The organism is Pseudonocardia sp. NPDC049154 (genome assembly GCF_040648315.1).
Lineage (GTDB): Bacteria > Actinomycetota > Actinomycetes > Mycobacteriales > Pseudonocardiaceae > Pseudonocardia.
Genome location: NZ_JBEZDN010000038.1, coordinates 1 through 15,201, shown reverse-complemented (window position 1 = coordinate 15,201; position 15,201 = coordinate 1). Strand labels below are relative to the sequence as shown.

At 75.1% G+C, this 15,201-nt stretch carries 12 protein-coding genes and 1 pseudogene; 7 read left to right on the top strand and 6 right to left on the bottom strand.

The annotated features are described in order from the left end of the window. Nucleotides 1-8: 8 nt before the first annotated feature. Nucleotides 9-632 (top strand): TetR/AcrR family transcriptional regulator, encoded by a 624-nt coding sequence (locus tag AB0B41_RS19440; RefSeq protein ID WP_358205049.1) that lies wholly within the window; start codon nt 9-11, stop codon nt 630-632. 104 nt (nt 633-736) lie between these two features. Here AB0B41_RS19440 and AB0B41_RS19435 read toward each other — a convergent pair whose 3' ends face one another. Both AB0B41_RS19435 and AB0B41_RS19430 read right to left on the bottom strand, forming a co-directional pair. Next, the gene (locus tag AB0B41_RS19435; RefSeq protein ID WP_358205047.1) at nt 737-1,696 is read right to left on the bottom strand and encodes an alpha/beta hydrolase; all 960 of its coding nucleotides are present in this window, start codon (nt 1,694-1,696) and stop codon (nt 737-739) included. Between the two features lie 37 nt (nt 1,697-1,733). Continuing rightward, nucleotides 1,734-2,303 (bottom strand): hypothetical protein, encoded by a 570-nt coding sequence (locus tag AB0B41_RS19430; RefSeq protein WP_358205044.1) that lies wholly within the window; start codon nt 2,301-2,303, stop codon nt 1,734-1,736. 81 nt (nt 2,304-2,384) lie between these two features. On the opposite strand from AB0B41_RS19430, the gene AB0B41_RS19425 reads away from it, so the two are divergent. Next, entirely contained in the window at nt 2,385-3,080 is a 696-nt protein-coding gene (locus AB0B41_RS19425; RefSeq protein WP_358205042.1) for a TetR/AcrR family transcriptional regulator, read from the top strand. Nucleotides 3,081-3,231: 151 nt separating this feature from the next. Here the strand turns inward: AB0B41_RS19425 and AB0B41_RS19420 are convergent, their stop codons facing one another. Beyond that, a complete protein-coding gene (locus AB0B41_RS19420) occupies nt 3,232-8,118 on the bottom strand; it encodes an ATP-dependent helicase (protein WP_358205144.1) in 4,887 nt (1,628 codons plus the stop codon). Between the two features lie 94 nt (nt 8,119-8,212). Continuing rightward, nucleotides 8,213-8,995, bottom strand: a pseudogene (locus AB0B41_RS19415) (DMT family transporter); the annotation flags it as partial. Between the two features lie 40 nt (nt 8,996-9,035). Here AB0B41_RS19415 and AB0B41_RS19410 point away from each other — a divergent pair. Then, nucleotides 9,036-9,626, top strand: coding sequence for a helix-turn-helix domain-containing protein (locus tag AB0B41_RS19410; RefSeq protein WP_358205040.1), 591 nt, complete (start codon nt 9,036-9,038; stop codon nt 9,624-9,626). A gap of 29 nt (nt 9,627-9,655) precedes the next feature. Here the strand turns inward: AB0B41_RS19410 and AB0B41_RS19405 are convergent, their stop codons facing one another. Then, complete coding sequence (locus AB0B41_RS19405; protein WP_358205038.1) at nt 9,656-10,933, bottom strand: CoA transferase; 1,278 nt, start codon at nt 10,931-10,933, stop codon at nt 9,656-9,658. Between the two features lie 4 nt (nt 10,934-10,937). After that, complete coding sequence (locus tag AB0B41_RS19400; RefSeq protein ID WP_358205036.1) at nt 10,938-11,660, bottom strand: TetR/AcrR family transcriptional regulator; 723 nt, start codon at nt 11,658-11,660, stop codon at nt 10,938-10,940. A 42-nt stretch (nt 11,661-11,702) separates the two neighbouring features. Between AB0B41_RS19400 and AB0B41_RS19395 the strand changes: the two genes are divergently transcribed. From AB0B41_RS19395 to recA, 4 genes are all read left to right on the top strand, one after another. Continuing rightward, nucleotides 11,703-12,647 (top strand): ATP-binding cassette domain-containing protein, encoded by a 945-nt coding sequence (locus tag AB0B41_RS19395; RefSeq protein ID WP_358205034.1) that lies wholly within the window; start codon nt 11,703-11,705, stop codon nt 12,645-12,647. After that, the gene (locus AB0B41_RS19390) at nt 12,644-13,429 is read left to right on the top strand and encodes an ABC transporter permease (protein WP_358205031.1); all 786 of its coding nucleotides are present in this window, start codon (nt 12,644-12,646) and stop codon (nt 13,427-13,429) included. The genes AB0B41_RS19395 and AB0B41_RS19390 overlap by 4 nt, the downstream gene beginning before the upstream one ends. Before the next feature lie 106 nt (nt 13,430-13,535). Further along, the gene (locus AB0B41_RS19385) at nt 13,536-13,745 is read left to right on the top strand and encodes a DUF3046 domain-containing protein (protein ID WP_358205029.1); all 210 of its coding nucleotides are present in this window, start codon (nt 13,536-13,538) and stop codon (nt 13,743-13,745) included. Between the two features lie 256 nt (nt 13,746-14,001). Then, nucleotides 14,002-15,051 (top strand): recombinase RecA, encoded by a 1,050-nt coding sequence (recA, locus tag AB0B41_RS19380; protein ID WP_232873053.1) that lies wholly within the window; start codon nt 14,002-14,004, stop codon nt 15,049-15,051. The last annotated feature ends 150 nt before the right edge of the window (nt 15,052-15,201 follow it).

The window sequence follows — 15,201 nt, the reverse complement described above, 5'->3', positions numbered from 1 at the left end:
GTGACGGCGTGACGCAGGAGCCCCTGGCGCTGTCCCGCACGGCGCGGACCCGGCTGCGCCGCGAGGAGATCGTGACCACCGCGGCGCGGACGTTCGCCGACCGCGGGTACGCGCACGTCGGCATGCGGGACATCGCCGACGCCGTCGGTATCCGCGGAGCCAGCCTCTACCACCACTTCGCGGCCAAGGAGGAGATCCTCTACGCGGTCTGCCTGACCGTCACGCGCGAGCCGTGCGAGGAGAACCTGCCCCTGCTCGACGCCGCGGGCACGCCCGCGCGCCGGACGGCGATGCTGGTCCGGGCGCACCTGCGGCACCTGTACCGGCGGCGGGTCGAGCACCTCGTCGGGCTGCACGAGATGGCGTCGCTGAGCCCGGAGCACCGCGCGGAGATCGACGGGCACCGCCGCTACTACCAGCGGCGGGTCCGGGACGTGATCACCGCGGGCATGCGGTCCGGCGAGTTCACGGTGCCCGACGCGCAGCTCGCCGCGTTCGGGGTGCTCGACATGCTCAACGGCTTCAGCGGCTGGTTCCGGGACGATCGCGGCCTCTCCCTCGACGACGTCGTGGAGGGCTACGTCGAGCTCGTGGTGGGGCGGATGCTCGGGGCGCGCGGGGCCGTCGACTAGGACCGCCGCCCCTGCGCGCGCCGGGTCGGCCCCTCCCGCCCGGCGCGGCCGGTCCGCCGCCGGTACCCCCGGCCGCGGACCGGGGTCCCTGATCCCAGGTGGAATCAGTCGAGTCGCGGCAGCTCCAGGGCCTGCCGGAGCACCGCGACCCGCTCGGCGGCCTCCCGCTTCGAGATCGTGGCGTCCTCGATGAGCGACGAGCCGTGGAAGGTGCCCGGGAACAGGTGCAGCTCCACCGGGACGCCGGCCGTCTGCAGGGCCAGCGCGTAGGCGATGCCCTCGTCGCGCAGCGGGTCGAAGGCCATCACCGAGACGTAGGCCGGCGGCAGGCCGCTCAGGTCGGTGGCCCGGGCCGGCGCCGCGTACGGCGGCACCGCGTCCGTGCCGCGGACGCCCTCGCCGAGGTAGGAGTCCCAGCTCACGACGGCGTTCGGCCGGTTCCAGATCGGGGTGTCGGTGAAGGCGCGCATGCTCGGCGTCTCCAGCCGGTCGTCGACCTCGGGGACGCCGAGGTACTGGAAGGCGATCGCAGGGCCGCCACGGTCCCGGGCCAGCATCGCGAGGGCGGCGCACAGACCGCCGCCCGCGCTGATCCCGTGGATCGCGATCCGGTCGGGGTCGACCCCGAACTCCTCGGCGTGCTCGGCGAACCAGACGAGCCCGGCGTAGCAGTCCTCGAGGCCGGCCGGGAAGGGGTGCTCGGGCGCGAGCCGGTAGTCCACGGTGACCAGCACGGCGCCGACGTCCCGGGCGATCGCGATGTTGCCGGCGTGGCTGCCGTCGAGGTCACCCATGATGAAGCCGCCACCGTGCACGTCGAAGACGCCGGCCGGGCCCGCGGGCTCGTCGGGCCGGTAGATCCGCAGCGGCACGTCGGGCGCGCCCTCGGGTCCCGGGACCAGGACCTCGGTCACCGTCACGCCCGTCTCGTCCGGCGCGGGCAGCTGGGCGCGGAGATCGGTCAGCACGGCGCGTGCGGCCGGCAGGTCGCTGACGTCGAGGACCGGCAGCACCGGGATGGCGGCGGCGAGCTCGGGGTCGAAGTCGTACTCGACGGTCGTCACGGTCGGGCCTCCCACGGCATCGGAGTCGGTGACCCGATCATGGCGTGTGATGCGGTCGCCTGCATCCGCCGGAAGCCTGAACGATCGCTCGTGCGGGTACCGCCGGGAGGACCCGGTCGAGGAGCAGTCCGAGCAGCAGGGTCACGACGACCGCACCGGACGACCCGAAGATCGGGTACTGCGCCTCGACGTCGATGCCGATCGACGCCGTGACCGTCCAGCCCAGGGCCCACAGCGGCACGGTGGCCAGCGCCCAGGGGACCCGGCGCGAGCCAGGTGGGAGGGCGAGCGCCTGTGCGACGCCGAGCGGGAGGCCGGTCATCGCGCCCATCAGGGCGAGGGCCGGCAGCGAGGTGTCGAACCCGACGGCCGTGGCACCGAGACCCAGCCCGGCCGCCATGCCCAGCGCGGTGGCCGGGACCCAGCGGCGCGGGTCGAGGCGGCCGCGGGAGGCCAGGGCCTGCCCGGCGCCGACGACGAGCCCGGTGACGGCCCCGCCGAGCACGGCGGCGACCGGGCGGTCGACCGGCCCGACGGCGGCGGCGCCGGCCAACCCGGCGAGCGGGAAGGCGAGGAAGCCGGCGGTCCAGGAAAGGAGGCGGTGCATGGCGTGCTCCTGTCTCTGTACGGTGTGCAGGGATATGATGCTGTACGGTGTGCAGAGTTCTTGTCAAGAGGGAGGAACGCGATGGCGAGGCCGGGTCCGCGACGGACGCTGAGCGAGGACCATCTGCTCGACGCCGCGCAGGAGCTGCTGGCTGCGCAGGGCGTGGCCGGGCTGTCGGTCCGGAAGCTCGCCGGAGCGGTCGGGGTCGCCCCGAACGCCGTGTACACGTACTTCCCCGACCGCGCCGCGGTCCTCGCCGCGCTCGTCGAACGGGTGCTGGGGCGGGCGGTGGAGCGGGCCCGGTCCGCGGTCTCCGGGCCGGGATCCGCACCGGGTGGGGCGGACTGGCGTGGACGGGTGCTCGCCCTGGCGACCGCCGTGCGCACCGAGCTGCTGGCCGAGCCGGGCGTGGTGCAGCTGATGGCGGGGGTACCGCCGACCGGTCCGAGCGCGTTGGCGATCGGGGAGCTCCTGCTCGAGGTCCTCACCGGGGCCGGGCTCGCGCCCGCGGCCGCCGCCCGCGGTTCCTACCTGCTGATCGTGCACGTCCTCGGCTCGGTCACGCTCGAGGTGGCGGAGCTCACCGAGCCGGGCGCGCCGCCGCCGGAGGAGGAGCGGGTCGCGGCCAGGCTGCGCGCCTTCGCCGAGGCGGTGCCCGCGGAGCAGTACCCGCGGACGGCGGAGCTGGCCCCGGTGATCGCCGAGTACGTCACGACCGCGCAGTTCGAGTGGGGTGTGGAGCGGATCCTCGACGGCCTCGCGGCCCACGCGCCCTGACGTTCGTCCGCCGCGCGCCGTCGGTTGCGGGATGGGCCCGATGGCGCGACCCAGGCCGTCGTACGGGGGTGGTGGCGGGCGCCGGTGCCCCGGGCCTGCCCGTGCTCACCGGGCCGTCGAGGCACGCGGCCGTGTGGCCGCGGCCATGTCCTCAGGCCCGGAGGCGCAGGCCCTTCGGCGTGACGCGGAAGCCGGCCTCGGTGAGCACCTCGGCCAGCTCGGAGCCCAGGGCCCCGCCGCCGTCGGCGCGCTCGACCGCGAGCGTGCCGAGCCAGCCCTCGTGCACCGCACCGGCCAGCGCGTGCGCGGCCGCCGACAGCTCGTCGTACTCCGTGGTGAAGGACAGCAGGGACTTGCCGCCGCGCTCGACGTACAGCGCCGGCGCCCCCTCCACCAGCACCACCAACGCTCCCGCCTTGCGCCCGGGCCGGTGCTTCGAGTCGCCGACGGTCGCCGGCCAGGACAGCGCCGCGCCGTACGGCTGGGCCGGGTCGGCCGCCGCCAGCACCACCCGCGACAGGCCCGAGCCGCCGCCCGCATCGTGGGGTGCGCGGCCCGCACCGGCGAAGTGCCGCCCGTCGAGGTGGGGGCCGTCGAGATGAGTTCCCCCGCCCTCCTCCGGGAAGCCCTCGGAGCCGTCCGCGGAGTAGTCCTCGAACCCGCTCGGCCGCCCGTCCCCGGGCGCGGAGTCGACCGCCGCGGTGCCCGCCGCCGATCCGCTCGGCGCGGGGCTCCCGTCCGGGCTGGACAGGGCCCGGATCCGGTCGATCGCCCCGGGGACGGCGAACTGCGCCGCTCCCAGACCCTCGACGACGTACCCGCGCCGCACCCGCCCGGAGTCCTCCATCGCCCGCAGCACCTTGTAGACCGCGGCGAATCCGCCGGTCACCCGCTCGGTGCCCAGCGCGCCCCGGGTCAGCACGCCGTGCCGTTCCAGGAACGCCTCGGCCCGGGCGTGCGCGCGGCGCGTGGGATCCGGCTCGCGGTCCACCGCGAGCGCCCACCGGCCGCCCACCGAGGGCGGCCCCGTGCGGCTCGGCATCTGCGGGCGGCCGGCGCGCAGCTGGGCGTACCGCCCGCGGGAGGCGCTGCGCCGGGTCCGGTGCGCGGGCCCGCCGCGGCTGCCGGAGCCCCGGCCGCCACCACCCAGCCGGGCCCGCAGCGGGCCGAGCGTGTCGTTGGTGAGCAGGCCCGCCCACACCAGGTCCCAGATCGCGGTGACCGTGGCGTCGTCGGTCGGGGCCTCCTCGCCCTGCGCCACGAGCGTGCGGCCGGCCTGGTCGGCGAGCTGGCGGAAGAACAGCGCGCCGCCGCCCACCGCGGGCTCGCCGAGCTCGGGCAGGCCGAGCGCGGCGAGCAGCGCCCGGTGCAGCGGCGTGCCCGCGACCTCGAGCTCGGGCTCGGGCAGCAGCAGGTCAGCGACGTCGGCCGGGGCGACGGCCAGCCAGCCGTCGCTGCCGGCCAGCGGCCCGCACCCGGTCCAGGTGACCTCGCCGGCGGCGGTGAGCTCGTCGAGCAGGGCGGGGGTGTAGCCCGGCAGTCGCGCGGGGAGGATCAACGACTCGAGTGCGCTGGCCGGCAGCGGCGCCCCGGCCAGCTGCTCGACCACGCCGAGAACGTCCTCCGCGCCGGGAGCGCGGCGCATGCGGCCGCGCCGCTCGCCGCCGGCGTGGGTGCGGACGCCCTGCCACGCGGGCAGGAAACGGCCGAGCGCGCGCTGCTCCACGGGCTCGACCTCGGCCCGCAACCGCGCCAGCGAGGCACGGCGCAGCCGGCGCAGGACCTCGGCGTCGCAGTACTCGACCGAGCCCTCACCGCCACCAGCCGCCTGCGGGCGCAGCTCGCCGCGGACCAGCCGTCCGACGCCGGTCAGCCGGTCCAGTACGCCGGCCACGACCGCCACACCCAGCCCGAAGCGCGTCGCGCACTCCGCCGCCGTGAACGGGCCGTGCGTCCGCGCGTACCGCAGCACGAGGTCGCCGAGCGGGTCCGGCACCGGCTCGGTGAACGTCTCCGGCACGCCGACGGGCAGTGGGGCGCCCAGCGCGTCCCGGATGCGGCCCGCGTCCTCGATCGCGACGAACCGCTCCTCGCCGGCGATCCGCACGCGGATCGCCCGGCGCTGCGCCTCGAGCTCGGCGAACCACGCGGGCTCGACACCGCGGGCCCGCCCGTCCACCTCGGACAGGTCGCCGACGAAGCGCAGCAGGTCGGCCGCGCCCTCGGCGTCACGCGCGTGCCGGTCCGGCGCCGTGCGCTGCAGCGACGCCTCGACCTCGGCGAGCACCTCGGGATCGAGGAGCTCGCGGATCGCCTCGGAACCCAGCAGCTCGGCGAGCAGTGTGGAGTCCAGCGAGAGGGCGGCGGCGCGGCGCTCGGCCAGCGGTGCGTCCATCTCGTACAGGAACATGCCGATGTAGCCGAACAGCAGGCTGCGCGCGAAGGGCGAGGGCTGCGGGGTGGCCACCTCGACCACCTTCACCGTGCGCGACTCCACGTCGGACATCAGCTCGCGCAGGCCGGGCAGGTCGTAGACGTCCTGCACGCACTCGCGCATCGCCTCGAGCGTGATCGGGAACTGCTCGAACTTGCCCGCGACGGCCAGCAACTGCGCCGAACGCTGCCGCTGCTGCCACAGCGGGCTGCGCCGTTTCGGGTCGCGCCGGGGGAGCAGCAGCGCCCGGGCGGCGCACTCGCGGAACCGCGAGGCGAAGAGAGAGGAGTTGCCCAGCTCGGCCACCACGATCTGCTCGACCTCGCCCGGCTCGAGCAGCACGTCCTCGGCGGTGGGGACGACCTCGCCGCCGCTGTCGTCGAGCGCGTCGGGCAGGCGCAGGACGATCCCGTCGTCCGCGCCGGCCGCGTGCACCTCGACCCCGCGCTTCTCCCGCATGCGGGCCGCGATGGCGAGCGCCCACGGCCCGTTGACCTGGGAGCCGAAGGGGGAGTGGACCACGAGCCGCCAGTCGCCCAGCTCGTCCCGGAACCGCTCGACCAGGATCGTGCGGTCGCTCGGCACGTGCCGCGTGGCCTCGCGCTGCTCGTGCAGGTAGGAGAGCAGGTTGTCGGTGGCCCACTCGTCCAGCCCGGCTGCCGCCGCCCGGGCGCGGGCCTCCTCGTCCGCCAGCCCGGCCATCTCACGGACGAACTTCCCGACCGCCCGGCCCAGCTCGAGCGGCCGCCCGATCGACTCGCCCTTCCAGAACGGCATGCGCGCCGGCTCGCCGGGCGCGGGCGTGACGATCACGCGGTCGTGCGTGATGTCCTCGACCCGCCAGCTCGACGTGCCGAGCAGGAACGTGTCGCCCACCCGGGACTCGTAGACCATCTCCTCGTCGAGCTCGCCGACGCGCGACCCCGCGCCGTCGGCCCCGCCCGGTGTCATGACGGTGAAGAGGCCGCGGTCGGGGATCGTGCCGCCGGAGGTGACCGCCAGGCGTTGCGCCCCGGGCCGGCCGCGCAGCTCGTCCGTGACGCGGTCCCAGGTGATCCGGGCCCGCAGCTCGCCGAACTCCTCGGAGGGGTAGCGCCCGGCCAGCATGTCCAGGACCGAGTGCAGCGCCGAGTCCGGCAGGGCGGCGAAGGGCGCGGCCCGGCGGACGACGGCGGCCAGCTCGTCGAGCTTCCAGGGGTCCATCGCGACCATGGCGACGACCTGCTGGGCCAGCACGTCGAGCGGGTTGCGCGGGTAGCGCATGGACTCGATCGCCCCGCCGGTCATCCGCTCGGCGACGACCGCGCACGAGACGAGGTCCCCGCGGAACTTCGGGAACACCACGCCCTGCGACACCGCGCCGACCTGGTGTCCGGCGCGGCCGACCCGTTGCAGCCCGGACGCCACGCTCGGCGGCGCCTCCACCTGCACGACGAGGTCGACCGCGCCCATGTCGATGCCCAGCTCGAGGCTCGAGGTCGCCACCACGCAGGGCAGCCGCCCGCTCTTGAGCTCCTCCTCCACGAGCGTGCGCTGCTCGCGGGACATCGAGCCGTGGTGCGCCTTGGCGACCACCGGCGGTGCGCCGCCGCCCACCCCGGACTCGCCGATCGCCTCGGCGGGGAAGCGGTCCAGCTCGACGGCCTCCCCGGCCTCCTCGACGGCCAGCTCGTTGAGCTTCGCGGTGAGCCGCTCGGCCAGCCGCCGCGAGTTGGCGAACACAATGGTCGAGCGGTGCTCGCGCACCAGGTCGAGCAGCCGCTTCTCCACCGCGGGCCAGATCGAGGGCCGCTGGGCGCCGCCGGCCGCGGACCCGATGACCTCCTCGTCCGCGCTGCCCGGGGCCGGCCGCTCGTCGAGCGCGGCGAGGTCCGGCACGGGGACCTCGACCCGGACCTCGATCGTCTTCGGGGTCCTCGGCTGGACCACCTCGACCGGCCGGGCGCCGGACAGGAAGGTCGACACCTCGTCGAGCGGGCGGACGGTGGCGGACAGGCCGATCCGCTGGGCGGGCCTCTCCAGCAGCTCGTCGAGCCGCTCCAGGGAGAGGGCCAGGTGCGCCCCGCGCTTGGTCGCCGCGACCGCGTGCACCTCGTCGAGAATCACGGTCTCCACCCCGCGCAGCGACTCGCGCGCCGCCGAGGTGAGCAGCAGGAACAACGACTCGGGGGTGGTGACCAGCACGTCCGGCGGGGTGCGCGCGAACTGGCGCCGCTCGTCCGCCGGGGTGTCCCCGGTGCGCATGCCGACGGTGATGTCCGGGACGGGGTCCCCGCGCCGCTGGGCCTCCTGCCGTATGCCGGTGAGCGGCGCGCGCAGGTTGCGCTGGACGTCGACCGCCAGGGCCTTCAGCGGGGACACGTACAGCACCCGGCACCGGCGGGTGCGCTCCTCGGGCACCGGCTCCGACGCCAGCCGGTCCAGCGCCCAGAGGAACGCGGCGAGCGTCTTACCCGACCCGGTCGGCGCCACGACCAGCGCGTTGCGCCCCGCCTGAGCAGCGCTCCACGCGCCCTCCTGGGCGGCCGTGGGCGCGGCGAAGGCGCCCCGGAACCAGTCCCGGGTGGCGGGGGAGAAACCGTCCAGCGAGCTCACGGTTCCCATCATGCGCCCGGGCACCGACAGTTTCGCGTCGGCCGAGCACGAGCCAGACGCCGACGGCGCACAGCGCGATGCCGGGGACGGCCAGCAGGACCGGGACCTCGCCGAACATCAGGAAGGTCCAGAGCATGGTCGTCGGCGGGGTCAGGTAGAGCAGCGCGGACACCCGGGTCGCCCCACTGCGGCGCAGGACCACCAGGTAGGTGCCGTAGCCGCCGAACGAGGACAGCACCACCACCCAGGCCACCGCGCCCCAGAAGCCCGGCTCGGCGGGCGGGTGGAGGTGCCCGGCCAGGGCGGCGACGGCGGTGAACAGCACCGCGCCCGTGGTCGACTGCAGCGCCATCGCGGTGAGCGGGCTCTCCGGCGGCTGCATCCGGCGCTCCAGCACCGTCCCGGCCGACAGCGCCAGCATCCCGCCCACCGGCAGCAGGAAGGCCCAGGCCGGGGCGGTGCCCGGGCCCAGGTCGCCCGCCACCACCAGCGCGACCCCGGCCAGCCCGGCCGCCAGTCCGACCCGTTGCCGGGCGGTCGTGCGCTCGCCGAGGAACCGGCCGGCCGCCGTCGCGACGACCAACGGTTGCAGCGCCGCCACCAGCGCCGCGGTCCCCGCCGGGACCCCGAGCCCCACACCCGTCACCACGCCGCCGAGGTAGAGGACCTGGGAGAGGGTGCCCAGCAGGACCTGGCGGGCGGGCGCCCCGCGCGGGACCGGGCTGCGGCGCGCGGCGACGACCAGCCACAGGACCGCCGCGGCGACCAGGTAGCGCCACCCCAGCAACGTGTCCGCCCCGGTGTAGCCGGTCCCCAGCTCGGCCCCGACGAACCCCGAGCTCCAGAACAGCACGAACGCCGCGCCCGCGACCGCGTCTCGTCTCATGGTTCCGAAGTAACCACACCGGTCGGTATACTCGCAGTGTATGAGCACCCCTGCGGGCGAGAAGCTGATCGCGGCGGCCTCCGCGCTGTTCTACCGGCACGGGATCCGGGCCGTGGGCGTCGACCTCATCGCCGAGACCGCCGGCACCACGAAGAAGACGCTCTACGACCGCTTCGGGTCCAAGGACGCCCTGGTGGCGCTCTACCTCGAGCGCCGCACCGGCGTGTGGCAGGAGTTCCTGCACGAGCACATGCGCGGGCGGCCGGTGGAGGACGTGTTCGACGTCCTGGCCCTGTGGCTGCGCGAGCAGGACCGCGGCTGCGCCTTCGTCAACGCCTACGCGGAGATCGGCGGGACCGGACACCCGGCCGAGCCCGTGATCCGGGCGGAGAAGGAGTGGATGCGGGCGTACCTGGTCGACCGCGCGCGGGAGGAGGGGCACCCGGAGGAGGTCGGGGCCGCGCTGCACCTGCTCTACGAGGGGGCGACGGTGCTCGCGACGGCCGGCGGGGACCCCGACGCGCCCGCCCGGGCGAGGGCCTCAGCGCTTGCGGTTCTGTACCCACCAGCGGATCAGGAGGGTGAGCGAGGCCAGGAGCATCAGCACGACCACAGCCTGGCCGAGCGGTGACGACAGGCCGGTGGGATCGGACATACCGGTCAGGGTAGCCACGCCGGCCGCGCGCCGCCGTAGTCCGCGGGCGAGGGCCAGCGCAGCGGCTCGCCGTCGACGGTGCCCGGGGGCGAGGCGAGCGTGAACGGGCCGAGCTCCTCCAGGTAGGGGGCGGGATCGACCTCCGCGGCGCCGGGTTCGGTGCGGGGCAGGGCCTGCAGGAACGCCGCCGTGCCCGCCAGGGCGAGGCGGACGTGGTGGGTCCCGCCGGACCGTCGCTGGGCGGCGAGCGCCAGCAGGGCCCCGGCCGCGCCGAGGTATCCGGTCGCGTGGTCGAGGACCTGCGCGGGCAGGGCGCCCGGAGCGGTGGGGGACCCCTCGGTGACCCCGATCCCGCACGCGGACTGCACGAGGCTGTCGAACCCCCGGCGCCCCGCCCACGGGCCCGTGTGCCCCCACGCCGACAAGGTGACGACGACGAGTCCGGGATGCCGCGCGGCCAGCTCCTCCGGGGCCAGCCCGAAGCGGTCCAGCGATCCCGGCCGGTACCCCGTCACGACGACGTCGGCGCCGGCGAGCAGGTCCTCCGCCGGCAGCTCGGTGATCGCCGACCGCTTGCCGGGCAGCGTGTCCCACGCCTGTGCGGGCAGCTCCGGGCGGTGCGGCGGGTCGAGGCGCAGCACGTCCGCGCCGTGCGCGGCGAGGACGCGTGTGGCGACCGGGCCCGCGATCACGCGCGTCAGGTCGAGCACCCGGGCCCGGCGGGCGGGGCGCGGCGGGGCCTCGCCCAGTACGCGCCGCTCCACCAGGGGCAGCGCGCGGGCGGCGCGCCCGGCGTCGGTGGCGGCCCACTCCTCCTCGGTCCGGGTGGCCGCGGCGACCCCACCCGCCTCGTGCAGCGCGGTCTCCAGCTCGACCTTGGGCCACCCGGCGATCGCGGCCCGCACCTCGTCGAGACCGGCCTCCGGGGCGAGGTCCAGGACCCGCCGGGCCGCGGCCGCGTGCCAGGGGTAGTTCGCGTGCAGCCGCAGCACGCCGTCCGCCGTCGGGTGGAAGGCGGACAGGGGGTCGAAAGGGTTGCCCGGGCTCGCCCCGTCCCGTCGCAGGTACCGCTCGCTGCGCAGCGCGACGGCGGCCTGCCGGGTGTCGATCCCGACGGGCCGGCCCGAGTCCGCCGTGGCCGCGAGCAGGGCCGCCCCGATCGTCGCCGTGCCGAACCCGGTCACGGGGAACCGGCTGCTCAGCGTGGGTACGGGTCCGGTCGTCGTGAGCCGCGGGAGCTCCGCGGGGTCGCCCCCGAGCGCGGCCCAGACCTGCTCGATCACGACGTCATCCTGCCCGGTTCCCGATCAGCCGCGCGACGCCGTCGAGGATCCGGTCCAGCCCGAACCGGAACTGGGCGTCGCGGTCCTCGGCCGGGTCCGGACCCTCCGCGAACGCGCCCTTCGCGAACGCCTCGAGCAGCGCGGGGAACCGCGCGGGGTCGAGGAACCGGGTGAAGAGCGTCTCGTAGGCCGACTCGGGGGTGTCCGCCGTCTCGGCCTCGTGGAAGGTCAGGTCGCCGAAGGTGTGCGCGTTGAGCATCAGGATGACGTAGAGCTTCTCCGGTTCGGCGAGCGGCGTCGGGCGCAGCGCCCGCAACCCGTACTCCAGCCAGGTCAGCTGGTTCGGCGTGGCCGGCGGCCCCAGCATCGGCACGGTCTGCAGGATCCACGGATGGGCGCGCATGCGGCGCACCGTCGCCCAGGCCCAGCGCTCCACGCACTCCCGCCAGCCGGCGCCCGGGGCGGGGTCGAGCTCCGCGGGCGGCGGCCCGACGGCGACGTCCTGCATGTGCAGGAGCAGCTCCTCCTTGCTGCCCACGTGCCGGTAGAGCGACATCGGCGTGAAGCCGAGGGCCTTCGCGACGCGGCTCATCGACACGGCGTCGAGGCCCTCGGCGTCGGCGATCTCGATCGCCGCGGCCACGATCCGGGCGAGCGAGAGCCCCTCCCGGCCGGTGGTGCCGGGCCCGGCCTTCCAGACCGCCTCCAGCGGCGACAACGCGTCCATCGGGCTTGATCCTATGCGATGTTTACGGCATATACTTGGTGTATGGCATACACAGTGGAGGTCGAGGGCCTCCGGAAGACCTTCGGGACGAAGTCCGTACTGGACGGGATCGACCTTTACGTCGCGCGGGGGAGCGTCGCGGCGTTGCTCGGCCCGAACGGCGCGGGCAAGACCACCACCGTGAAGATCCTGTCCACGCTGCTGCGGCCCGACGCCGGACGCGTGCGGGTCGCAGGGTGGGACGTCCGAGCCGATCCCGTGGCGGTCCGCCGGGCGATCAGCCTCACCGGCCAGCACGCCACGGTCGACGAGGTGCTCACCGGGCGGGAGAACCTCATGATGATGGGCCGGCTGCGGCACCTCACGAAGGCGGCCGCGCGCGAACGGGCGACCGCCCTGCTGGAGCGGTTCGACCTGGTGGAGGCGGCCGACCGGCGCGTATCCACCTACTCCGGCGGCATGGCCCGCCGGCTCGACATCGCCCTCGGCCTGGTCGACGAGCCGGAGGTGCTGTTCCTCGACGAGCCGACCACCGGACTCGACCCGCGCAGCCGCCGGGACGTCTGGGACTCCGTCGCCGAGCTGGCCGCGTCGGGCGTCACGGTGCTGCTGACCACGCAGTACCTCGAGGAGGCGGACCGGTTGGCCGGCCGGATCGCGGTGCTCGCCGACGGCCGGATCGCCGCCGAGGGCACGGCCGACGAGCTCAAGTCGCTGATCGGCGGCGAGACCGTCCAGCTCGTGCTGCCCGACGCGGCCGCGCTCGACGGGGCGATGACCGTCGCCGACCTGCGGGGATACGCCGCCCGGCCGGACGCCGAGGCGTTGTCGGTGCACGTCCCGACGGACGGCACGGCCGCCGGCGTGCGGGAGCTGCTGGAGGCGATGGCGGGCGTCCCGGTCGTACGGGTGGCCGTGCACCGGCCCACGCTCGACGACGTCTTCCTCACCCTCACCGAGACGACCCCCCGGACGGTGCCGGCATGACCACGTACTCCGCCGCCCCCGGCCCGCTGCTCGACGTCGGTACCTTCCTCGGCCGTTCGCTGCGGCACTCGGTCCGCAGCATCGACGCGATGATCATCGCGGTGGTGCTGCCGGTGCTGATCCTGCTGGTGTTCGTGTACGTGTTCGGCGGCGCGATGTCCACCGGCGCGAGCGGCTCCGACTACCTGACCTACGTGGTGCCGGGGGTGATCGTGCTCTGCGCGGCGCACGGCTCGGCGCAGACGGCCGTCGGGGTCAACCAGGACATGACGACGGGCGTGGTCGACCGGGTCCGCTCGCTGCCGGTGCTCGGGTCCGCCGTGCTGGTGGGGCACGTCCTCGCGAGCGTGGCCCGCAACCTCGTGTCGACGGCGGTGGTCGTGGGGGTCGCGCTGCTGCTCGGCTTCCGGCCGGCCGCGTCGCCGCTCGACTGGCTGGTCGTGGCAGGGCTGCTGGCGCTGCTGATGGCCGGGGTGTCGGCGCTGTCGGCGGCGTTCGGGCTGCTCGTCGCGAGCCCGGAGGCGGCAGGGGCGCTGTCCTTCGTGCTGCTGTTCCTGCCGTACGTCTCGAGCGGGTTCGTGCCGCCGGAGACCATGCCCGCGGTGCTGCGCGGGTTCGCCGAGCACCAGCCGGTCACGTCGCTGATCGACGCGGTCCGGGGGCTGCTGCTGGACGCGCCGGTGGGGACGTCCCCGCTGCTGGCGGTGGCCTGGTGGGGTGGGCTGGGTCTGCTCGGGGTGCTGGCGTGCGGTGCGTTGTTCCGCCGTCGCGCGGGCGCGTGAGGCACGGTCGCGCGGGCGCGTAAGGCACGGTCGCGCGGGCGCGGGAGGCACGGTCGCGCGGGCGCGTGATGCGCCCTCGCGCGGGCGCGTGACTACCCTCGGCCGGGTGCGACTGAGCCAGTTCCGGACCCTGATGCACGACGAGTTCGGCGAGATGCGGGCGGGCTCGCTGGCGCGCGACCACGTGTTCGCCGAGCTCGGCGGCCGCAGCGCCGAGCAGGCCATCGAGGCGGGGATCGATCCCAAGCGGGTGTGGCAGGTGATCTGCGAGGCCTACGACGTGCCGGAGGACCGCAGGCTGGGCCGGGACGCCTGACCGACCACGCGCTCCCCCCCGACCGGCTCGGGCGGGGGCGCGCCGCTCGGCGCGGCAGGGTAGCCGATCGGCGTGTCGCTCTCGGCCTCGAACACGTGTTCGTATACCGTGGCGTCCACACCCGGCCCCGGTTGTCCACAGCGGGGGCGCGAGTACCGGAACTGTCGGTGGGACCCAATACGGTTCTCCCGTGGCTCCCCGGAAGTCGTCGAACACAGCGAACACAGGCCCGTCCCGCACCGAGCGAGGTAGTCAGATGAGCACTCCCGACCGCGAGAAGGCGCTCCAGCTCGCCCTCGCCCAGATCGAGAAGAACCACGGCAAGGGTTCGGTGATGCGCCTGGGGGACGACACGCGTCCGCCGATCGGCGTGATCCCCACCGGGTCGATCGCGCTCGACGTGGCGCTCGGCGTGGGCGGTCTCCCGCGCGGCCGGGTCGTGGAGATCTACGGCCCGGAGTCCAGCGGTAAGACCACCGTCGCGCTGCACGCGGTGGCCAACGCGCAGGCGGCCGGGGGCACCGCCGCGTTCATCGACGCGGAGCACGCGCTCGACCCGGAGTACGCCAAGGCGCTCGGCGTGAACACGGACGAGCTGCTGGTCTCGCAGCCGGACACCGGTGAGCAGGCGCTGGAGATCGCGGACATGCTGATCCGCTCCGGCGCGCTGGACGTCATCGTCATCGACTCGGTGGCCGCGCTCGTGCCGCGCGCCGAGATCGAGGGCGAGATGGGCGACAGCCACGTCGGCCTGCAGGCCCGCCTCATGAGCCAGGCGCTGCGCAAGATCACCGGTGCGCTGAGCACGTCCGGCACCACCGCGATCTTCATCAACCAGCTGCGCGAGAAGATCGGCGTGATGTTCGGGTCCCCCGAGACCACGACCGGTGGCAAGGCGCTCAAGTTCTACGCCTCCGTCCGCCTGGACATCCGGCGCATCGAGACCCTGAAGGACGGCACCGACATGGTCGGCAGCCGGACCCGGGTCAAGGTCGTGAAGAACAAGGTGGCCCCGCCGTTCAAGCAGGCGGAGTTCGACGTGTTGTACGGCGTCGGCATCAGCCGCGAGGGCTCGCTGATCGACGTGGGCGTCGAGCAGGGGATCATCCGCAAGTCCGGCGCCTGGTACACGTACGAGGGCGACCAGATGGGGCAGGGCAAGGAGAACGCCCGCAAGTTCCTCAAGGAGAACCCCGACATCGCCGCGGAGATCGAGAAGCGGATCAAGGAGAAGCTCGGGATCGGCGCGGTGCTCGACGCCGACGCCGAGCAGGTCGAGCCGCTGCCCGCGCCCGTCGACTTCTGATCGTGGCGACCTCCGGCGAGGACGGGGGTCGGCCGCTCCGTCCCCTGCGGCCGGCCCGCCGCCGGATGTCGTCCGACGAGCTCGAGCCGGCCCCGCGGGAAGCGGTCCCGGTCGTCTCGTTCGACGACCTCGATCCGGCGGAGTCCCGGC